The sequence below is a fragment of the Cellulosimicrobium cellulans genome (assembly GCF_042723955.1).
GTDB lineage: Bacteria > Actinomycetota > Actinomycetes > Actinomycetales > Cellulomonadaceae > Cellulosimicrobium > Cellulosimicrobium cellulans_H.
In genome coordinates, this window is sequence record NZ_JBHXIC010000077.1 from 1 (window position 1) to 20,849 (window position 20,849).

General features: G+C 75.4%; 16 protein-coding genes. 14 read left to right on the forward strand and 2 right to left on the reverse strand.

Translation table 11 applies throughout. The features are described 5' to 3' along the window. The first annotated feature begins 980 nt into the window (after positions 1 to 980). From ACFWH7_RS16880 to ACFWH7_RS16945, 14 genes are all read left to right on the forward strand, one after another. A complete protein-coding gene (locus ACFWH7_RS16880) occupies positions 981 to 1,814 on the forward strand; it encodes a tetratricopeptide repeat protein (RefSeq protein ID WP_378218106.1) in 834 nt (277 codons plus the stop codon). Next, positions 1,811 to 2,833, forward strand: coding sequence for an HAD-IIA family hydrolase (locus tag ACFWH7_RS16885; protein WP_378218108.1), 1,023 nt, complete (start codon positions 1,811 to 1,813; stop codon positions 2,831 to 2,833). The genes ACFWH7_RS16880 and ACFWH7_RS16885 overlap by 4 nt, the downstream gene beginning before the upstream one ends. 147 nt (positions 2,834 to 2,980) lie before the next feature. After that, a complete protein-coding gene (locus ACFWH7_RS16890) occupies positions 2,981 to 3,217 on the forward strand; it encodes a hypothetical protein (RefSeq protein WP_378218110.1) in 237 nt (78 codons plus the stop codon). 2 nt (positions 3,218 to 3,219) lie between these two features. Further along, positions 3,220 to 4,191: a TlyA family RNA methyltransferase gene (locus ACFWH7_RS16895; RefSeq protein WP_378218112.1), complete on the forward strand. Its 972-nt coding sequence runs from the start codon at positions 3,220 to 3,222 to the stop codon at positions 4,189 to 4,191. After that, the gene (locus ACFWH7_RS16900; RefSeq protein ID WP_378218114.1) at positions 4,188 to 5,174 is read left to right on the forward strand and encodes an NAD kinase; all 987 of its coding nucleotides are present in this window, start codon (positions 4,188 to 4,190) and stop codon (positions 5,172 to 5,174) included. The genes ACFWH7_RS16895 and ACFWH7_RS16900 overlap by 4 nt, the downstream gene beginning before the upstream one ends. Before the next feature lie 2 nt (positions 5,175 to 5,176). Continuing rightward, the gene (gene recN, locus ACFWH7_RS16905; RefSeq protein WP_378218116.1) at positions 5,177 to 6,931 is read left to right on the forward strand and encodes a DNA repair protein RecN; all 1,755 of its coding nucleotides are present in this window, start codon (positions 5,177 to 5,179) and stop codon (positions 6,929 to 6,931) included. 6 nt (positions 6,932 to 6,937) lie between these two features. Continuing rightward, positions 6,938 to 8,125: a putative cytokinetic ring protein SteA gene (steA, locus tag ACFWH7_RS16910; RefSeq protein WP_141390557.1), complete on the forward strand. Its 1,188-nt coding sequence runs from the start codon at positions 6,938 to 6,940 to the stop codon at positions 8,123 to 8,125. Between the two features lie 122 nt (positions 8,126 to 8,247). After that, a complete protein-coding gene (locus ACFWH7_RS16915) occupies positions 8,248 to 9,342 on the forward strand; it encodes a copper transporter (RefSeq protein ID WP_378218119.1) in 1,095 nt (364 codons plus the stop codon). A gap of 1 nt (position 9,343) precedes the next feature. Then, entirely contained in the window at positions 9,344 to 10,183 is an 840-nt protein-coding gene (locus ACFWH7_RS16920) for a hypothetical protein (RefSeq protein ID WP_378218121.1), read from the forward strand. Next, on the forward strand, positions 10,180 to 11,826 hold the full coding sequence (murJ, locus tag ACFWH7_RS16925; RefSeq protein WP_378218123.1) for a murein biosynthesis integral membrane protein MurJ: 1,647 nt from the start codon (positions 10,180 to 10,182) through the stop codon (positions 11,824 to 11,826). The genes ACFWH7_RS16920 and murJ overlap by 4 nt, the downstream gene beginning before the upstream one ends. A gap of 76 nt (positions 11,827 to 11,902) precedes the next feature. Further along, positions 11,903 to 13,576 (forward strand): CTP synthase, encoded by a 1,674-nt coding sequence (locus ACFWH7_RS16930; RefSeq protein WP_378218135.1) that lies wholly within the window; start codon positions 11,903 to 11,905, stop codon positions 13,574 to 13,576. Beyond that, on the forward strand, positions 13,577 to 14,233 hold the full coding sequence (locus ACFWH7_RS16935) for an NUDIX domain-containing protein (protein WP_378218125.1): 657 nt from the start codon (positions 13,577 to 13,579) through the stop codon (positions 14,231 to 14,233). Positions 14,234 to 14,282: 49 nt separating this feature from the next. Further along, positions 14,283 to 15,122, forward strand: a complete 840-nt coding sequence (locus ACFWH7_RS16940; RefSeq protein ID WP_378218127.1) for a formylglycine-generating enzyme family protein — start codon at positions 14,283 to 14,285, stop codon at positions 15,120 to 15,122. Between the two features lie 11 nt (positions 15,123 to 15,133). After that, positions 15,134 to 18,532 carry an AfsR/SARP family transcriptional regulator gene (locus ACFWH7_RS16945; protein ID WP_378218129.1) on the forward strand — a complete coding sequence of 1,133 codons (3,399 nt, stop codon included), beginning with the start codon at positions 15,134 to 15,136 and terminating at the stop codon, positions 18,530 to 18,532. 72 nt (positions 18,533 to 18,604) lie between these two features. Here the strand turns inward: ACFWH7_RS16945 and ACFWH7_RS16950 are convergent, their stop codons facing one another. Together ACFWH7_RS16950 and ACFWH7_RS16955 are read right to left on the reverse strand one after the other, a co-directional pair. Then, on the reverse strand, positions 18,605 to 19,477 hold the full coding sequence (locus tag ACFWH7_RS16950; RefSeq protein ID WP_378218131.1) for an ABC transporter permease: 873 nt from the start codon (positions 19,475 to 19,477) through the stop codon (positions 18,605 to 18,607). Then, a complete protein-coding gene (locus tag ACFWH7_RS16955; protein ID WP_378218133.1) occupies positions 19,474 to 20,535 on the reverse strand; it encodes an ATP-binding cassette domain-containing protein in 1,062 nt (353 codons plus the stop codon). The genes ACFWH7_RS16950 and ACFWH7_RS16955 overlap by 4 nt, the downstream gene beginning before the upstream one ends. Between the last annotated feature and the right edge of the window lie 314 nt (positions 20,536 to 20,849).

A 20,849-nucleotide genomic window follows, 5' to 3' on the forward strand; every position in this document is an offset into this window, starting at 1 on the left:
TGGTACTGCCCTGGAGACGGGGTGGGAGAGTAGGACGCCGCCGGACAACCCTTCACCGAAGGCCCACCCCACACGGGGTGGGCCTTCGGCATTTCCAGACCTTCGCGCTGGCGTCCGCATCGGGACGGCTGCGCCGACGTCGTGCCGCATGGCTCCCCACCCGTTCCGTCCCGTGTGACGTCGGACCCGACGTGGGATGATGGCCTGCGCAAACTTCACAACGAGAGGTAACCCTGGTGAACGACACCTCCCACGAGTCCGAGTCGGACCGCCCCTCCTCGGGCGACGACCGTGGTGGACGCGGCGACCGTGACGGTCGACAGGGCCCTTCCCGCGACGCGCGGGGCGCCCGCCGCAGCCCGTCCGGCGCGGGCTCCGGCGACGGCGACCGTCGTCGGGGCGGTGGTGACGCTGCCCGCCGTGGCTCGGGTGATGGCCGTGGGCGCCAGGACGGCGGCTACCGAGGACGCTCGGACAGCGGTCGCGGACGCCCCGACGGTGGTCGCCCCGACCGAGGGCAGGGTGGGGCCGGTCCTGACCGTCGTAGCAGCGACCGGTCGGACCGCGAGCGTCGCGAGGGCGATCGGCGGGACGGAGCACGCCGTGACGGTGGACGCCCGGACGAGCGACGTCCGTGGAGCTCGCGCGGCGAGGGCACGGGCACGTCCCGCCGCGAATACGGCGAGGGGCGGGGCGACCGTCCCGCACGTCGTGACGACCGTTCGCCTGCTCGCGACGGTCGTGGCGCTCCCGGGGGGCGCGGCGACGGCTACCAGCGACCGGCGCGCCCGGGGGAGGGCGGCCGCGGTCGGTACGACCGCGACTCGGCCGACCGTCGGAACGGGTCAGGTCCTCGCGACGACCGCCGCGGCACCGACCGTCGAGGGCACGCGCCGCGTGCCGGGGCCGGCCGAGAGCGGGACGGCTTCGACCGTCGTCCCGAGCCCCGGCACCCCGCAGGGCCGGCGATCCCCGACGAGGTGCAGATCTCTCAGCTCGACCGCGCCGCTCGGGGCCGCCTGCGCACGCTGAGCAAGGAGACCGCCGAGGTCGTCGGGCGTCACCTCGTCATGGCCGGGCGTCTCATCGACTCCGACCCGGAGCTCGCGTACGAGCACGCGCAGGCCGCCGTGCGTCGCGCGGGCCGGGTCGACGTCGCGCGCGAGGCCGCCGGTCTCACGGCCTACGCGACGGGCCGGTACGCGGAGGCGCTCCGTGAGCTGCGTACGGTGCGACGCCTCAACGGTTCGTCCGAGCACCTACCGATCATGGCCGACTGCGAGCGCGGGCTCGGCCGCCCCGAGCGCGCTCTCGCCCTGGCTGCGTCGGAGGAGGCCGCGACCCTGGACGACGTCGGGCGCACGGAGCTCGCGATCGTCGTGAGCGGTGCACGTGTCGACCTCGACGAGCTTGACGCAGCACTCGCGGCTCTCGAGCAGGTCCCTGCGGTCGGGACCCGGGGCGAGCTCGGTGCGCGCGTCCTCCAGGCGCGCGCCTCGGTGCTCGAGCTCGCGGGCCGGACCGAGGAGGCTGCGGAGATCCTCGCGGGCATCGACGCGAGCCTGCTCGCCGCGGTGCTGGGCGAGGAGGACGACGTGGTGGTCTACGACCTCACGGACGAGATCGATGATGCGGACGAGCCCGGCGAGCAGTCCGCCGACGCGGCTGGGCCGACGGTCGTCGCGGAGCCGGCCCAGGGCCAGGAGACGGACCCGACGCTCAGCGAGGCCGCGCGGTCCGAGGGCGGTACGGCAGCGGACGACGGGGCGGACGCCTCGGCGGACGCGGCGTCGTCGGACGAGGACGATCGGTGAGCGCCGGGCTCCTCGGGAGCGACGTCGCGCTGGCCGACCGGTACGACCTCGCGCTCGTCGACCTCGACGGGGTGGCGTACCGCGGCCACGAGCCGATCGAGCACGCGTCGGAGGGCTTGACGACCGCGCGCGCCCGCGGCCTGCGTCTCGTGTTCGTCACGAACAACGCGTCGCGTGAGCCCGGGTCGGTGGCCGAGCAGCTCACGGGCCTCGACATCCCCACCTCGGCGGAGGAGGTCATGACGGCCGCGCAGGCCGCGGCCGCGCTCCTGCGGACCCGCCTCGAGCCGGGCGCGCGCGTGCTCGTGGTCGGCGGGCCGGGACTCGTGACGGCCGTCCACGACGCCGGCTTCGTCCTCGTCGAGAGCGCGGACGAGGAGCCCGACGCCGTGGCGCAGGGCTTCGCGCCGGAGCTCGGATGGGCCCAGCTTGCCGAGGCCGCCTACGCCGTCCAGCGGGGGGCGTGGCACGTCGCGAGCAATCTCGACCTGTCGTTGCCGACCGCGCGGGGTTTCGCGCCGGGCAACGGGTCCCTGGTCGGCGCGGTGCGCGCCGCGACGGGCGTCGAGCCCGACAGCGCGGGCAAGCCGTCGCCGACCATGTACCGGCTCGCGATCGAGCGTGCGGGCGCCGAGGCGCCGCTCGTCGTCGGGGACCGGCTCGACACGGACCTCGCCGGTGCCCGCGCGGGCGGCTACCCCGGCCTGCACGTCCTGACCGGCGTGAGCACGGCGCGGGACACGATCCTCGCGGAGCCGCACCTGCGCCCGCACTACGTGGGCGCCGACCTGCGCAGCCTCCTCGAGCCCCACCCGGTGCCCGTGCGCACGGACGCCGGCTGGTGGTCGTGCGGCGACAGCGCGGCCCGGGTCGACGACGGTGCGCTGCGCCTGGACGTGCGCGGCACCGCGACGGTCGACACGGTCCGGGCGGCGGCGGCCGCGTCCTGGGCTACGGCCGACGCGGGGCTCCCCGTGGACCCGTCGACGGTCCCCGAGCTGCCCGTCGGGACCCACTGATCCCGACCGTCATCGGGCGGCGCGACGCGCCGCGTCCCACGGGCCGCCGGACGCGCCCGTCCGTGGGACGCAACCGGTAGCGTGGTCCGGGATGCCCGGGCACGGACCGGGCGACGTGCGTGCAGCCCACCAGACAGGAGACAGGACATGACGGACGGTCCGCTGCGTCTGGTTCCCGGCCCGCCTCCTGGCGGACCGGAGCGTCCGGCGAACGGGCGGGACGGCGAGGAGCAGTCCCCGGTCGCCGATCTGCCCCACAACCCGCTCGACGCCGCGCTCGGACGGCTCGACGGGCTGGAGGTGCTCGCCACCGCCGACCACGTGGGGGTGCTGGAGGCCGTGCACGACGCGCTGGTCGCCGAGCTCGCCCGCACGGAGGACTGAGCGTGGCGGAGCGCACCGGTGCCCGCCTCGACGGCGAGCTCGTCCGGCGCGGGCTCGCGAGGTCGCGCCGCCAGGCCGCCGAGCTCGTCGCTGCGGGCCGGGTGACGCGCGGCGGGGTCGTCGTGACCAAGCCGTCGAGCGCCGTCGGGCCGGAGGACGTGCTCGCGGTGGCGCCGGACCCGGAGGACCCCGGCTACGCCTCGCGTGCCGCGTTCAAGCTCGCCGGGGTCCTCGACGCGCTGGACGCGCTCGACCCCTCCGGCGCGCCGCCGCGGCCGCCCGCCGTCGACGGCATGCGGTGCCTCGACCTCGGGGCGTCGACCGGGGGCTTCACGGACGTCCTGCTGCGTCGGGGCGCGCGCGAGGTCGTGGCGGTCGACGTCGGGCACGACCAGCTCGTGCCCGACCTGCGTGCCGACCCGCGGGTCCGGGTGCACGAGGGGCTCAACGTCCGCGACCTCGCTCCCGAGCACGTCGGAGCCGTGCCCGACCTCGTCGTCGGCGACCTGTCGTTCATCTCGCTCGCGATGGTCCTGCCCGCCGTCGCGGGCGTCGTGGGCCCGGGCTCCGACCTGCTCCTGCTCGTCAAGCCGCAGTTCGAGGTCGGCCGGGAACGCCTCGGGAGCGGCGGGGTCGTGCGTGATCCCGCGCTCCACGTCGAGGTCGTCGCCGCGGTCGCACGGCACGCGGCGGTCGTCGGGCTGCGCCCGCTCGCCGTCGTGCCGAGCCCCCTGCCCGGACCGAGCGGGAACCGCGAGTACTTCTGGTGGCTGCGGGCCGGCGACCCCGGCCGCGCTGACGGCGCCGCGCTCGAGGACTCCGCGCTGGAGGACGCCGCGGCCGCGGCGGTGGCGTGGCAGCCCGCGCCCGACGGCGGCCCGCCGCCCGTCGTGCTCGTCGCCCGGGCGGACGCGCCGAGCCCGACGCCCGACGCCGCGACGCCCGACCGACCCCTGACTGGAGGAGCACCGTGACGCGACGCGTGCTGATCGTGACCCACGGCGGCCGCCCCGAGGCGGTCGTCGCGCTGCACGAGGCGGTGACCGAGCTCGAGCGCGCCGGGTTCACCGTGACGCTGCACGACGACGACCTCGCGGAGAGGTTCGGCGACCACATGGCGCGCACCCGTGCGCGCGAGGGCGTCGCGGAGTCCGAGGTCGTCATGGTCCTCGGTGGCGACGGCACGATCCTGCGTGCCGCCGAGCTCACGCACGGGACCGGGGTGCCGCTGCTCGGCGTCAACCTCGGCCACGTGGGGTTCCTCGCCGAGAGCGAGCGCGAGGACCTGCGCGCTGCCGTGGGGCGGCTCGCGGCGTACGACTACACGGTCGAGGAGCGCACGATCGTCGAGGTGCGCGCCTACCTGCCCGGCGAGCCGGAGCCGCTCGTGGGGTGGGCGCTCAACGAGGCGACGGTCGAGAAGGCGCAGCGCGAGCGCATGATCGAGGTCGTGCTCGGGGTCGACGGCCGCCCGCTGTCGTCGTTCGGGTGCGACGGCGTCGTGACGGCGACCGCGACCGGCTCGACGGCGCACGCGTTCTCGGCGGGCGGGCCGGTGATGTGGCCGGACGTCGACGCGGTGCTCGTCGTCCCGCTCGCGGCCCACGCGCTCTTCGCGCGCCCGCTCGTCGTGGGCCCGCGCTCGACGATCACGGTCGACGTGCTCGCCGACTCGGCGTCGTCGGGCGTGCTCACGTGCGACGGCCGTCGGCGCATCGACCTGCCCAACGGGTCGCGCGTCGAGGTCCGGCGCTCCGACACGCCGCTGCGCCTCGCGCGGCTCAGCACGGCGCCGTTCACCGACCGGCTGGTGTCCAAGTTCTCGCTCCCCGTGGTCGGGTGGCGCGAGCGCGCGGCGAGCGTGGCCGCGACGGCGGGCACGGCGGCAGAGCGCGCCGCGGCGGCGGAGGCACGCAGGCCGCCGGGGGACCAGGACGTCACGGACGAGGAGGAGTGAGCGTGCTCGAGGAGATCGCGATCGAGAACCTCGGCGTCATCCGGTCGGCCCGTGTCCCGGTCGGGGCGGGACTGACCGTGATCACGGGCGAGACGGGCGCGGGCAAGACCATGGTGCTCACGGGGCTCGGCCTCCTCATGGGAGGCAAGGCGGACCCGGCGACCGTGCGCCCGGGTGCGTCGAGCGCCGTCGTCGAGGGGCGCGTGCGCGTCACCGACCGGCCGGCGGTCGCGCAGCGGGTCGACGACGCGGGTGGCCAGGTGGACGACGACGGCACGGTCGTCATCCTGCGCACGGTCGCCGCGGAGGGCCGCTCGCGCGCGCACCTCGGCGGCCGCAGCGTCCCGCAGGGCGTGCTCGCGGAGATCGCCGACGACCTCGTGACGGTCCACGGGCAGTCCGACCAGCTCCGGCTGCGGACCGCGAGCCGGCAGCGCGTCGCGCTCGACGCGTTCGCCGGCCCCGCGCACGCGGAGCTGCTGGCGCAGTACCGCGACGCCTGGACCGAGCGGTCGGCGCTCCAGGCGGAGATCGACGACATCGAGACGCGGGCGGGCGAGCGGGCGCGGGAGGCGGAGCTGCTGCGCCTCGGGCTCGCGGAGGTCGAGCGGGTCGCCCCGCAGCCGGGCGAGGACGTCGAGCTGACGTCCCTGGTGGCGCGCCTGGGGAACGTCGAGGAGCTGCGGGTCGCGGCCCAGCTCGCGCACGACGCGGTGGCCGGTGACGAGGCCGCGGAGCCGCAGGAGAACGCGGTCGTCTCGGTCGACCGGGCGCGACGCGCGCTCGAGTCGGTGGCCGGGACGGACCCGGAGCTCGCGCGGCTCGCCGAGCGGCTCGCGGAGGTCGGCTACGTGCTCGCCGACGTCGCCACGGAGATCTCGGGCTACGTCGAGGACCTCGCGGCCGACCCCGCCGGGCTCGAGAGCGCGCACGCGCGCCTCGCCGAGCTCGGCACGCTGACGCGCAGCTACGGCGAGACGGTCGACGACGTGCTCGCCTGGGCGAGCGACGCCGGGCTGCGGCTGCTCGACCTGGACGACGGCGGCGAGCGGCTCCACGCGTCGATCGTGCGCCGCGACGAGCTCGATGCCGAGCTGGACCGCCTCGGGACGGCGATCACGGCGTCGCGCGAGCGCGCCGCGGCAGAGCTCGCGACCGCGGTGACCGACGAGCTGCGCGGGCTGGCGATGGGCGGCGCGAGCCTCGTGGTCGACGTCGAGCGTGCCGAGGAGCCCGGCCCGTGGGGCGTCGACGTCGTGACCTTCTCGCTCGTCGCGCACGCGGGTGCGCCGGCCCGGCCGCTCGGCAAGGGCGCGTCGGGCGGCGAGCTCTCGCGCGTCATGCTCGCGATCGAGGTGGCGCTCGCGACGGCCGCCGTGGACGGGACCGGCCAGGTGCTCCCGACGTTCGTCTTCGACGAGGTCGACGCCGGAGTCGGTGGCAAGGCGGCGGTCGAGGTCGGGCGCCGGCTCGCGTCTCTCGCGCGGCGCACCCAGGTCGTCGTCGTCACCCATCTCGCGCAGGTCGCGGCGTTCGCCGACGTCCAGCTCGTGGTGACGAAGTCGTCCGGCGCCGGTCCGGGGGACGGGCCCGACGCCGCCCCCGACGCCGCGGCGGTCACGGTCACGGGTGTGCGCGAGGTCACGGGGGACGAGCGCGTCCGCGAGCTCGCGCGGATGCTCTCCGGCCAGGAGGACTCCGACGCGGCCCGCCGCCACGCGGTGGAGCTTCTGGAGTCGTCGGTCGTGGGACGATAGGGCACGATGAGACTCACTCTGCGCAAAGCCTCCCTGCCGGAGGCCGGGTCCGGCACGCTCGGTCCGGCCAAGGTCGACGCGCGCACCAAGGCGCTCACGAAGCGGCTCCAGCCGGGGGACGTCGCGGTGATCGACCACGTCGACATCGACCGCGTCGCCGCCGACGCCCTCGTGGCGGCCAAGCCCTCCGCCGTCCTCAACGCCGCGAAGTCCGTCTCGGGGCGCTACCCGAACCTCGGCCCCGACGTCCTCGTCGAGGCAGGGATCGTGCTCGTCGACGACCTCGGCCCGGCGATCATGGCCGTCCCCGACGGCCGGGAGCTGCGGCTCGACGGCGGCAAGGTCTACCTCGGGGACGACCTCGTGGCGGAGGGCGTCCTCCAGAGCGAGGAGACCGTCGCGCGCAGCCTCGAGGAGGCGCGCGCCAACCTCTCGGTCGAGATCGAGTCGTTCGCCGAGAACACGATGAACTACCTGCGGCGCGAGCGCGACCTGCTGCTCGACGGCGTCGGCGTGCCGGACATCCGCACGCCGATCGACGGTCGGCAGGTGCTCATCGTGGTGCGCGGCTACCACTACCGCGAGGACCTCGCGACGCTGCGGCCGTACATCACGGAGTACCGGCCGGTCCTCATCGGCGTGGACGGTGGCGCGGACGCGATCCTCGACGCCGGCTGGAAGCCGGACATGATCGTCGGCGACATGGACTCGGTGTCCGACCGTGCGCTGAGCAGCGGCGCCGAGGTCGTGGTGCACGCGTACCGTGACGGCAAGGCGCCGGGGCTGGAGCGTGTCCAGGAGCTCGGCGTCGAGCCGGTCGTGTTCCCGGCGACGGGCACGAGCGAGGACATCGCGATGCTCCTCGCGGACGACAAGGGCGCCGAGGTCATCGTCGCCGTCGGGACGCACGCGACCCTCGTCGAGTTCCTCGACAAGGGCCGCGCGGGGATGGCGAGCACGTTCCTCACGCGGCTGCGCGTCGGCGGCAAGCTCGTCGACGCCAAGGGCGTCTCGCGCCTGTACCGGCACCGGATCTCCAACCTCCAGCTCTGGCTCCTGTCGATCGCCGGGCTCCTCGCCGTCGTCGCGGCGCTGTGGTCGACGGCGGCAGGCCAGACGTTCTTCGGGATCGTGGGCGCCCGGTTCGACGACCTCTGGTCGTGGATCGGGTCGCTCTTCGCGGGCGGGGGTTGACCCCCACCGGGCCGTCGTCGCCGTCGGCCCGCGCAGGTCGCCCCGACCTGCTCGACGCGCGCTCCCGCGCACCCTGACCTTGCCAGCACGCAGCAGCCCGAACCGAAGGACACCACCGCACAGTGATCGACTTCAGGTACCACATCGTCTCGTTGATCTCGGTCTTCCTGGCCCTGGCCGTCGGGATCATCCTCGGCGCCGGTCCGCTCCAGGGCGCCATCGGCGACCAGCTCACCGGGCAGGTGGAGCAGCTGCGCACCGAGCGCAACGAGCTGCGCGACCAGCTCGACGAGGCGAACGTGACGCTCGGCGACGACTCGCGGTACATCGAGGCGGCGGGGCCGCAGCTCGTGGCCGGGTCGCTCCAGGACCGTCGCGTCGCCGTCGTCGACCTGGACGGGGCGGACAACGAGCGGGACGACGCGATCGCCGAGCAGCTCGAGACGGCGGGCGCGTCCATCGTCGGCCACGTCCGGCTGACTGACTCGTGGACGAGCCAGGACGAGGAGAGCGCGCGCCAGACGGTGGCCGAGGGCCTCGGGGAGAAGCTGGGCGAGGTCCCTCAGGACGCGACCCCCGAGCAGCGGCTCGCCCGTGCCCTCGCGCTCGCGCTCACCGGGTCCGCGCCCGCGAGCTCCGAGGAGCGCAGCCCGGAGGCGATCGAGCTCGAGGCGCTCCTGGAGCGTTTCGCGCTCGTCGACGTGGTGTCCGAGCAGACGCTGCCGGCCGACGTCGTCCTGCTGCTGGGCGGACCCGCCCCCGAGCAGGCCGCCCCGGCGGCGGAGGGCGAGGAAGCCCCCGCGCCGGACACGTACGTCGTCGACATCGAGGTCCAGGTCGCCGTCGCGGCCCAGGAGGTCGCCGAGGCGGCGCTCGTCGCCGGCCCGACGGCGGTGAGCGGTGACGTCGTCTCGACCATCCGGGCGAACGACGACCTCGCCGCGTCGATCTCTACCGTCAGCGGGATCGAGGCGGAGCCGGGCCGGATCAACGTCCCGCTCGCCCTCGCGGCGCGCATCGCGGACCAGGTCGGTCAGTTCGGGTTCGAGGAGAGCGCGACGGCGGTCCTCCCGCCGGCCGTCGAGCTCCCGCCGGTGACGCGCACGACGTCGTCCGACGCGGGCGCCCAGGACGCTGCGGCGGGCGACACCGCGGGGGACGCGGCGGACGAGGGTGCCGCCGACGTCGAGCAGACCGCCGGCGCGGGGGAGGGCTGACGTGGCGCGCGCGCTGCGGACCCTCGCCACGGCCGGCGTCGCCGCCGTCATGACCGCGATGGCGCGGCGCGCCGCCGGGTCGCGCCCGCCGGGCGGTGGGGAGCGCTGGACGCGCACCAACCACCGCGGCGAGCCGATCAGCCTGCTGGAGGGCCCTGCGGTCGCCACCGGCCTCGTCGCCGGGACGCTCGTGGCGGGCGGCGACGCCCGCACGCGCGGTGCGGTCGCCCTCGCGACGGCGAGCGCGGGCGCGTTCGGCCTCGTGGACGACCTCGCGGAGGACACGTTGACCCGGACGAAGGGCCTGCGCGGGCACCTCGGCGCGCTCGCCGAGGGCCGCGTGACGACGGGCGCGCTGAAGATCCTCGGGATCAGCGGCGTCTCGCTCCTCGCGGCGGCGATCGGGACGCGTCGCACGGGCGGGGCGTTCGGCCACCTCGTGGACGTCGGCGTGAACGGCGCGCTCATGGCCGGCACGGCGAACCTCCTCAACCTCCTGGACCTGCGCCCGGGCCGCGCGCTCAAGGCCGCTGGCGCCGCGTCCCTGCCCTACCTCGGTACCTCCGCGGCCCCGACGGCGGGCGCGGTCCTCGGGGCTGCCGCCGCGGCGGCACCCGGTGACCTGGGCGAGCGTGACATGCTCGGCGACTGCGGCGCGAACGCGCTCGGCGCCGCGCTCGGCTCGCAGGTCGCGTTCGCGGCGCCCCGGTCTGTGCGCTGGCTCGCGCTCGCGGGCGTGGTGGGGCTGACCCTGGCGAGCGAGAAGGTGAGCTTCTCGAAGGTCATCGAGGGCAACGACGTGCTGCGGCGCGTGGACGCGTGGGGCCGGCGCCCGGCGTGAGCGCGCGGGCGGGGCGGCTGCGCGCCGCCACGGGCACGCTGGCGGGTGCCGCCGCCATGATCACGCTCGTGACGATCGCGAGCCGGCTCGTCGGCTTCGCGCGGTCGCTCGTACAGTCCGCGGCGGTCGGCACCGAGGGCGCCGGGTCTGCGTACACCGCCGCGAACCTCCTGCCGAACGTGCTGTTCGAGGTCGCCGCGGGCGGCGCGCTCGCCGGGTCCGTGGTCCCGCTCCTCGCCGGTCCCATCGCCCGCCGCGCGGGCGCCGACGTCTCGCGCATCGCGTCGGCCCTGCTCGGGTGGACGCTCGTCGTGCTCGTCCCCCTCGGCGGGCTGCTCGCGCTCCTCGCGCAGCCGATCGCCCTGCTCCTCATGAGCGAGCACCCGGAGCTCGTCGACGTCACCGCGACGTTCGTGCGGGTGTTCGCGCTCCAGGTGCCGCTCTACGGGCTGGCGGTCGTGCTCGGGAGCATCCTCCAGGCGCACAAGCGCTTCTTCTGGCAGGCGTTCTCGCCGCTGCTGTCGAGCCTCGCCGTCATCGTGGTGTTCCTCGTGTTCTACCGGCTCGCGGACGGCGAACAGGCGGACGTCGCCGCGCTGTCGGGGGACGCGATCGCCTGGCTGGGCTGGGGCACGACGGTGGGCGTCGCGGTCCTGGCGCTGCCGCTCGTCCTGCCGGTGCACCGGTTGGGCGTCCGGCTGCGGCCCACGCTGCGGTTCCCGGGCGGGGAGGCCGTCCGGGCGCGCAACCTGGCGTTCGCGGGGATCGGGGCGCTCGTCGCGCAGCAGCTCTCCGTGCTGGCCATCATGGGCGCCGCGTACCGGTACGGGCCGGAGCAGACCTTCCCGACGTACTGGTTCGCCCAGCAGGTGTACCTGCTGCCCTACGCCGTGCTGGCGTTCCCGCTCGCGACGAGCGCCTTCCCCCGCCTCGCCGAGCACGTCGCCCATGCGCGCCACGACGCCTACCAGCGCCTCCTTGCGACCACGACGCGCACCCTGCTCGTGGTGGCAGGCCTGGGCGCCGCGGCCCTGATCGCGGCGTCCGCGGCCGTGGAAGCCGTGTTCGCCGTCATCGCGAAGGGCTCGGTCACGGGCCTCGGGGGTGCCGTCGCGGGCATGGCCGTCGGCATCGTCGGCTTCTCGCTGATCCTCCACCTGTCGCGCGCGCTCTACACGATCGACCGCCAGCGCGTCGCGGTCGTCGTGACCGCCGCGGGGTGGCTCGTCGTGGCGGCGACCGCGTACGTCCTCCCCGCCGTGACCGGCGTCCGGGACCAGGCGGGGGTGCTGCTCCAGCTCGGCCTGGCGACCGCGGTCGGGATGTCGATCGCGGGCGCCGGGCTGCTCGTCGCGACACACCGTCACGCGGGGCCCGAGGCGACGCGCGGGGTTCCGCGGACCCTCGTGGTCGTCGCCGTGGGTGTGGCCCTCGGTGCGCTGGCGGGCTCGGCGGTCTCGGGCGCTCTCCTGCCCGACGACGCGGGCTGGCTACCTGCGGTCGGGGTCGGGGCCCTCGCGGCGCTCGTCGCGGGCGCGGTCGTCGTCGGGGTGTCGCTCGCGGGGGACCGCGCGGCCCTGCTCGGCATCCTGCGTCGGGGCCGGGCGGGCGGCACGCCCCCGGAGGACGAGCCGGCCTCGTAGACGTGGTGCGTCGCACTGCCCGGTCCGCGTGCCGTCGTCGGGCACGCTGTTAGGATGGAGTTCCGTGGCAGACCTTCTGAACCGGCCCTCCTCCCGCCTCAACGCCTCGGGCGCACGCACCGAGCACCGCACCGCGCACGTCTTCGTCACCGGCGGCGTCGCCTCCTCGCTCGGCAAGGGCCTCACGGCATCCAGCCTCGGTCGTCTGCTCCGCTCGCGCGGCCTGCGCGTCACCATGCAGAAGCTCGACCCGTACCTCAACGTCGATCCCGGGACGATGAACCCGTTCCAGCACGGCGAGGTGTTCGTCACCGAGGACGGTGCCGAGACGGACCTCGACATCGGCCACTACGAGCGCTTCCTCGACGTCGACCTCGAGGCCTCCGCGAACGTCACGACCGGCCAGGTGTACTCCCAGGTCATCGCGCGCGAGCGGCGCGGCGAGTACCTCGGCGACACGGTCCAGGTCATCCCGCACATCACCGACGAGATCAAGACGCGCATGCGCGCCCAGGCCGGTGAGGACGTCGACGTCATCATCACCGAGATCGGCGGCACGGTCGGCGACATCGAGTCCCAGCCGTTCCTCGAGGCCGCGCGCCAGGTCCGCCACGAGCTCGGCCGCGACGACGTCTTCTTCCTCCACGTCTCGCTCGTGCCGTACATCGGCCCGTCCGGCGAGCTCAAGACGAAGCCGACGCAGCACTCGGTCGCGGCGCTGCGCTCGATCGGTATCCAGCCGGACGCGATCGTGCTCCGTGCGGACCGCGTGGTCCCCGAGCCGGTCAAGCGCAAGATCGCGCTCATGTGCGACGTCGACAACGAGGCCGTCGTCAACGCGGTCGACGCGCCGAGCATCTACGACATCCCGCGCGTGCTGCACTCCGAGGGCCTCGACGCGTACGTCGTGCGCCGCCTCGGCCTGCCGTTCCACGACGTCGACTGGGACGGCTGGAGCCAGCTCCTCGAGCGCGTGCACCAGCCCGCGCACCGGGTCGAGGTCGCGCTCGTCGGCAAGTACATCGACCTCCCGGACGCGTACCTCTCCGTCACCGAGGCGCTGCGCGCCGGCGGGTTCGCGAACGACGCGAAGGTCACCATCCGCTGGGTCGCCTCCGACGAGTGCCAGACGCCCGAGGGCGCCGACGACGCGCTGCACGGCGTGGACGCGGTCCTCGTGCCCGGCGGGTTCGGCGTGCGCGGCATCGAGGGCAAGCTCGGCGCGCTGCGCTGGGCGCGCGAGAACAAGGTCCCGACGCTCGGCATCTGCCTCGGCCTCCAGTCGATGGTCATCGAGTACGCGCGCAACGTGCTCGGGATCGACGACGCGTCGTCGACCGAGTTCGACCCCGGCACCTCCCACCCCGTCATCGCGACGATGGAGGAGCAGCTCGCGATCGTCGGCGGCGACGGAGACCTCGGCGGCACGATGCGCCTCGGGTCGTACGAGGCCGCGCTGGCACCGGGATCGGTCGTCGCCAAGACCTACGGGTCGGAGCGCGTCTCCGAGCGTCACCGCCACCGCTACGAGGTGAACAACTCCTACCGCAAGCAGCTCGAGGAGGCGGGGCTCGTCATCTGCGGGACGTCGCCCGACTCGTCGCTCGTCGAGTTCGTCGAGCTCCCCGCGGACGTGCACCCGTACTACGTGAGCACGCAGGCGCACCCGGAGTTCAAGTCGCGCCCGACGCGCTCGCACCCGCTGTTCACCGGCCTCATCGGCGCCGCGCTCGAGAACCAGGCGGACTGAGTGAGCACCGAGGCGGGCGCTCCGTCGGCCACGGAGCGCCCCACGGTCGACGCGCTCGCGCCGCGCACGGTCGCCGAGACGTCGGTCGTGCACCACGGTCGCGTGTTCGACCTCCGCTCCGACGTCGTCGAGCTCGACGACGGGCGCGTCACGCGGGAGTACCTCGACCACCCGGGCGCCGTGGCGATCGTCGCGCTGGACGACGACGAGCGCGTGCTCCTGCTGCGCCAGTACCGCCACCCCGTCCGGCGCGAGCTGTGGGAGGTGCCGGCGGGCCTCCTCGACGTCGTCGGGGAGGACGGGCGGCTCGCCGCGGCCCGCGAGCTCGCCGAGGAGTCCGACCTCCAGGCCGCGCGCTGGGACGTCCTCGTCGACTACTTCACGACGCCGGGCGGTTCCAACGAGGCGCTGCGCGTCTTCCTCGCGCGCGACCTCTCGCCCGTCCCCGAGGGTGAGCGGTTCGCCCGCGAGGCCGAGGAGCTCGACATGGAGCTGCGGTGGGTGCCGCTCGACGAGGCGCTGCGCGGCGTCCTCGCGGGCGAGCTGCACAACCCCTCCGCGGTCGTCGGGATCCTGGCCGCCGCCGCGTCCCGCGCGGGCGGCTGGGCGTCGCTGCGTCCGGCTGACGCGCCGTGGCCGGAGCGCCGCGGGGGCTGACGGTCCCGGGCCACCTGCCGGTGCAGCGGTTCGGGTAGCGTCCGAGGGCGTGGGCTCACCTCTTCCCGACCTCGTCGCCGTCCCGGCCGGCCGGCTCGACGTCGTCGACGCGCGCACGCGAGAGTCGCGCTCCGTCGTCCTCGAGCCGTTCCACGTCGCTCGCACGCCGGTGACCGTGGGTCAGCACCGGGCCGTCCTCGACGCCGACCTCCTTCGCCGGCCTCCTGAGGGCGGTCCGTCGGCCGTCGCCGACGACGTCCCCGTGCACGGGGTGACGTGGTTCGAGGCGGTGCTGTGGTGCAACGCGGCATCCCGGGTAGCGGGCCTGGACCCCGCGTACCGGGTCGAGGGTCGGGACGTGCGCTGGGACGTGCGCTCGGCGGGGTACCGGCTCCCGACCGAGGCCGAGTGGGAGCACGCCTGCCGCGGCGGGACGAGCGGCCCCCGGTACGGCCCGGTCGGGGCCGTCGCGTGGACCGCGGACGACGGCGGCGACGGTCCCCGGCCCGTCGCGACCCGGCTCCCGAACGCGTTCGGCCTCCACGACACGCTCGGGAACGTCTGGGAGTGGTGCTGGGACTATGCCGACACCGCGCGCTACGGCGAGTACCGGAGCCTGCGGGGCGGCGGCTGGGCGGACCGGCCCTGGAGCGTGCGCGCGGGCGTGCGACGCGGCAGCGCGCCCGACGCGCGGATCGAGGACGTCGGTCTCCGGGTGGTGCGCGGCGCGGTGGGCGACCCGGGCGTCCTCGCGGCCCAGGGCTGCCCGGACGCGGCGGACCGCGCCCGGGCGCAGGTCCCCGGCCTTCTGCCGCTCGGGTGGACGCCGTTGACGTTCCCGTCGGTCGCCGAGCCTTCCGCCAGCGACGCCGTCGGTGCCGAGGACTAGGGTCTGACGACGTGCCCGCACCCGACGCCCCGAACCCGCCGAGGGACGCGCTCGTCCGCGTCCTCGGCCCTGTGCGGGTACCTGGACCCGACGGCGCGCCGGTCGCCCCGCGCGGGTCGCGGGCGGTCGCGCTCGTCGTCGCGCTCGCGCTCGCGGGTGGCCGGACGCTGGGCGTGACGACGCTCGTCGAGGACCTCTGGGGACCCGACGTGCCCCAGGACCCGCGCGCCGCGCTCCAGAGCCTCGTGTCGCGGCTGCGGCGGGAGGCCGCGCCCGGGACCGTCCTCTCGCGCGCGGGCGGCTACGCCCTCGGCGTGCCGAGCGACCTGGACCGCGCCCGCCGTGCGCTCGCCGACGCCCGGACGGTCGCGCACCGCGGGTCCGCTGCGGGCGGCCAGGGTGCCGGGGGGAGCGTTGCCGACCTGCGGGGCGCGCTCGCGCTGTGGCACGACGAGGACCCGGGCGCCGACGTGCCCGGATCGGTCGGGCAGGCGCTGCGCGCGGAGGTGACGCGGCTGCACGACGGGCTCACGGTCGCGCTGCGGTCGGCCGCGGCCGCCGCCGAGGACCAGGAGACCGTCGTCGCGCTCGCGACCGCGGCGCTCGACCGCGACGAGACCGACGAGGACGCCGCGCGTGACCTCATGACGTCGCTCGCGGCGTCGGGCCGGGTGCGCGATGCGCTCGCCGCGTACGCGCGCGTCCGCCACGCGCTCGTCCGCGAGCTCGGCACGGACCCGGCCCCGGACCTCCAGCGGCTCGCCGCCGACCTGCTCGACCGCCCGTCCGGTGCCGGTGCCCCCGCGCCGTCCGGTGACCCGGGCGCTGCGGCCGCGGCACCGGTGCCGGGCACGGCTCTCGGTGCGCACGCCACGCAGGTGCGGGGCGTGCGGGTGGCGCCCGATGCGCTCCTCGGCCGGGACGACGACGTCGACCGCGTGCGGGGCGCTCTCGCCCGGTCCCGGCTCGTCACGGTCCTCGGCCCGGGCGGGCTGGGCAAGACGCGCCTCGCGCAGGAGGTCGCGCGCCGCGCGGCCGCGACCGGGACGGTCCACCTCGTGGTCGTCGTCGAGCTCGCCGGCGTGCGCGCGGACGAGGACGTCGTCGTGGCTCTCGCGGACGGGCTGGGGATCTCCCCGCCCGGACGTACCGGCCGGCTCGCCGACCGCCTGGCGGCGCCGGAGCTGCGCGAGCAGGTGCTCGACCGCGTGCGCGGGCGGGACGTCCTGCTCGTCCTGGACAACTGCGAGCACGTCCTGGACGGCGCGGCACGCTGGGCCGCCGAGCTGCTCGGCGCCGCGCCGCGTCTGACCGTCCTCACGACGAGCCGGTCGCCCCTGCGTCTCGCGGCCGAGCACGTGTACCCCCTCGACGCGCTGGGGGCGGACGGCGGGACCGGACCAGCCGTCCGACTCTTCGTCGAGCGTGCCCGTGCCGTCCGACCCGGCGCGAGCCTGCCGCCTGACGTCGTCGCGCGGCTGTGCGAGCGCCTCGACGGCCTCCCCCTCGCGATCGAGCTCGCCGCGGCCCGCGTGCGCACGATGAGCGTCGAGGACGTCGAGCGGCACCTCGGCGAGCGCTTCGCGCTCCTGCGCTCGGGGGACCGGCTCGCCCCTGACCGGCACCGCACGCTCGAGGCCGTGATCGAGTGGAGCTGGAACCTGCTGGCAGAGCCCGAGCAGGACCTGCTGTGTCGCGCGGCGGTGTTCCCGGACGGCTTCTCGGCCGAGGCGGCGCAGGCCGTCGCGGGCGGCGTCCCTCGGAGTGGGAGGCTCGGGACGCCCGCGTGGGGGACGCTCGACGCGCTCGACGGGCTCGTCGCCCAGTCGCTCCTGCGGGTCACCGAGGACGACGGCGTCGTGCGCTACCGGATGCTCGAGACCGTCCGGGAGTTCGGTGCCCTGCGGCTCCAGGACACGGGTGCCACGGCGACGGCGCACCAAGCGGTGCAGCGCTGGGCCGCCGCGCTCGCGGAACGGTGCGCGGACGCGCTCGTCGGGGGCGACCAGACCGCCGCCGCGACCGACCTGCGGCGCGAGCAGGAGAACCTCCTCTTCGCGCTGCGCGAGGCGGTCCGGGACGCGCGACCCGACGTCGTCGTGCGGGTGTTCACGGCGCTCATGGGCTCCTGGCTGCTGCTGGGCATCGAGGACCAGGCCGCTGGGCTCGTGGAGGTCGTGCTCGACTCGGTCGTGGGCTGGGAAGTCCCGTCCGAGGACGTCCAGCCGGCGGCGCTCGCGCTCGCCGCGGTCGCAGGCGCCGGGGCGTTCGCGCGGCCCGAGCTCACCGCCCGCGCGCTGGGGCGACTGCGCCGGCTCCTGCGCCGGCCCGACGTCGGGCCACGCACCCGGGCGTTCGCCCGGCTCCTGACGGTGCGCAGCACCGAGGAGATGGAGGCGACGCTCGCGGGCCTCCGGGCCGACGACGACGCGTTCGTCGCGATGCTGGCCGAGTTCACGACGGCCCAGATGGCGGAGAACGAGGGACGCCTCGCCGAGGCGCGATCGTGGGGCGCGCTCGCGCACGAGCGGGCGGTCGCCCGTCGCGACGTCGCGGCGCGTGCGACGACGGCGATGTTCCTCGCCTCGTGCGCGAGCGAGGCGGGTGACGCCGCCGACGTCGGGCGCTGGGCCGAGGCCGCGCGCGACCACCTCCGGGCGCTCGGCGCGACCGCGACGTTGCAGCAGCTCGACTGGGTGGAGATGTCGGCCGCGGTGACGCTCGGTGAGACGGAGCGGGCCGAGCGGATGCTCGCGGCGTTCGACGGCGCGGTGGCCCGCGCGGGCTTCGGCGGCGCGGACGTCCCGCCCGACGTGCGCTCCGTCGTCGCGATGGGTCGGGCGGAGGTCGCGGCGATGCACGGCGACGAGGACGCCGCCCTCGCGCTCTACGGGGAGGCGGCCGCATCGTTCGACGACGAGGCGCGCTGGTCGCCCTGGTACGTCCTGCTCGTCTCGTCGTGGCTCGTGCGCCTCGCGACCGCGGGATCGGCGCTGGCCCCGGCCGTCTCCCAGGAGCTGCGAACGCTCGTCCTCGGGATGCACCGGGCGCGCCCGCACTTCGTGGACTACCCGGTCGTCGGGACGTCGTTCCTCGCGCTCGGGGTCTCGTCCGTGCTGGGTCGCGGCGGTTCCCGGGCGGGGGGCTCGGACGACGGCGCCGGGCGCGGCGTCCTGCTCGTCGCGCTCGCGGAACGGATGGGCTCGCGGCAGGACCAGCCCTCGCTGCGCCACGAGAACGCCTGGGCGCAGGTGACCGGCGTCGTCGGTACGGCGCTCGCGGAGCGGGCCCGGGCCGAGGTGCACGATCTGGACCGGGGCGACCTCGCGCGCCGTGGCTTCGCGCTCCTCGACGAGGCGGAGGCCGAGTTCGAGGGCGACGACGGCGGGGCCGGCACCTCCGACGCCTGACGGACGGGGACGGGGCCGGCACCCGGAGAGGTGCCGACCCCGTGCTCAGGACGTGGCGTCCGGGTCCTGCGGTCAGGCCTTGCGCATGTACGCGCGCACCGTGAGCGGCGCGAAGACCGCGACGATGACCGCGGCGCCGACGAGCGAGATCGCGGCGTCGGAGCCGAGCGTCCCGGTGTTCGCCAGCTCGCGGACCGCGGTGACGAGGTGCGACACCGGGTTGACGTTGACGAAGCCCTGGAGCCAGCCCGGCATCGTGTCCGGCTGGACGAACGCGTTCGACAGGAACGTCAGCGGGAAGAGCACGATCATCGAGATGCCCTGCACGCTCGACGCGGTCCGGGCGACGACGCCGAAGAACGCGAAGATCCAGCTCACGGCCCACGAGCACACGATGACGAGCAGACCCGCGAGCGCGACCGCTCCCAGCCCGCCGTCGGGCCGGTAGCCCATGAGGTAGCCCATCGCGAACGTGAGCGTGGTCGCGATGAGGTAGCGGACCGTGTCGGCGAGGAGCGCCCCCGACAGCGGCGCGATGCGCGCGATGGGCAGCGACCGGAAGCGGTCGAACACGCCCTTGTCCATGTCCTCGCGCAGCTGCGTGCCGGTCACGACCGAGGTCGTGATGACGGTCTGCACGAGGATGCCCGGGATGATGATCGGCAGATAGCTCGTGACGTCGCCCGCGATCGCCCCGCCGAAGATGTACGTGAACATCAGCGTGAAGAGGATCGGCTGCAGCGTCACGTCGAAGAGCTGCTCCGGCGTCCGCTTGATCTTCAGCAGCCCGCGGTACGCCATGGTCAGCGTGTGGTCGGCCGTCGCGCGCAGCGACGTGCGGTCGGACAGCGCGCGGTCGGCGCCCGCCTGGATGCGGGGCCTGGTCGCGGGCGCCGCGTCGGTCGGGCCGGGAGCCGTGGGGGGAGTCGTGGTCGTGGTGGTCATCGCAGCGCCGCCTCTCGCGTCGCGGCCGCGCGGTCGTCACGCGCGCCCGGGGTGTCGTCCGTGGAGCGCGCGCCCGCGGCGCCGTCCGTCGTGCCGTCGCCGGCCACGGGGTCGGACGCCTCGGCGCCGTGCCCCGTCAGGGTGAGGAACACCTCGTCGAGGCTCGGCTTGTCCATGCTCAACGAGCCGACCTCGATGCGTGCCTCGCGCAGGCGCACGAGGAGGTCCGTCACGACGTCCGGCCCGGAGACGGGCACGGTGAGCCGGCGAGCCTCGGGGGAGACCGTCGCGGCGAGGCCCAGCGAGCGCTCGACGATCTCGAACGCGGGAGCGACGTCGACGGCGTGGACCAGAGCGAGCTGGAGCGACTGGTCGCCGACGGCGTCCTTGAGATCGTCCGCGGTGCCCTCCGCCACGACGCGTCCGCGGTCGATCACCGCGATCCGGTCCGCGAGCTGGTCCGCCTCGTCCAGGTACTGCGTCGTGAGCAGCACGGTCGACCCGCTCGCGACGAGGTCGCGGATCGTCGACCACATCTGGGCGCGCGTGCGCGGGTCCAGGCCCGTCGTCGGCTCGTCGAGGAAGATGAGCGGAGGCTGCGCGATGAGGCTCGCCGCGAGGTCCAGACGGCGGCGCATGCCGCCCGAGAAGTTCTTCAGCGGGCGGGACGCCGCGTCCGTGAGGCCGAACGCCTCGAGCAGCTCGACCGCCTTGCGCCGGGCCTGCGTGCGCGACAGCCCGAGGAGCCGCGCGAAGATGACGAGGTTCTCCGTCGCGCTGAGCGTCTCGTCGACCGACGCGTACTGGCCCGTCACGCCGATGAGCTGGCGCACCTTGTGCGGGTGCGCGACGACGTCGTGCCCGAACACGCGGGCCTCGCCCGCGTCCGGGCGCAGGAGCGTCGCGAGCATGCTGATGGTCGTGGTCTTCCCGGCACCGTTGGGTCCGAGGACCCCGTAGACGGTGCCGGTACGCACGGTGAGGTCCACGCCGTCGACGGCGCGGTTCTCGCCGAAGACCTTCACGAGGCCGTGGGCCTCGATCGCGGGGGTGGTCATGTGTCCTCCTGGTCGGTGGGTTCACCACCCAGGCTGGACGCGCGCCCTCGCACCGCGCTGTCAGCGGAGCACCACCCGCTGTCACGCCGCTGTCACGCCAGGGGCGACCCACGTTCCGCGAAGTAGAACCCTGGTCCCGCGAAGTAGAACCGTGGTCCCGCGAGGTAGAACCGTGGTCCCGCGAGGTAGAACCGTGGTCCCGCGAGGTAGAACCGTGGTCCCGCGAGGTAGAACCGTGGTTCTTGGGCTCGACGGCGCGTGGCTGGGTGGGGTGGGCGGGGTGGATGGTGGTGCCGCGTCTACCATCCGCGCCG

What these genes read in the sequence shown, in the direction of transcription:
- ACFWH7_RS16890 (WP_378218110.1), top strand. Translation starts at nt 2,981, where the DNA reads ATGACGGACGGTCCGCTGCGTCTGGTTCCCGGCCCGCCTCCTGGCGGA.
- steA (WP_141390557.1), top strand. Translation starts at nt 6,938, where the DNA reads ATGAGACTCACTCTGCGCAAAGCCTCCCTGCCGGAGGCCGGGTCCGGC.
- ACFWH7_RS16950 (WP_378218131.1), bottom strand. Translation starts at nt 19,477, where the DNA reads ATGACCACCACGACCACGACTCCCCCCACGGCTCCCGGCCCGACCGAC.
- ACFWH7_RS16955 (WP_378218133.1), bottom strand. Translation starts at nt 20,535, where the DNA reads ATGACCACCCCCGCGATCGAGGCCCACGGCCTCGTGAAGGTCTTCGGC.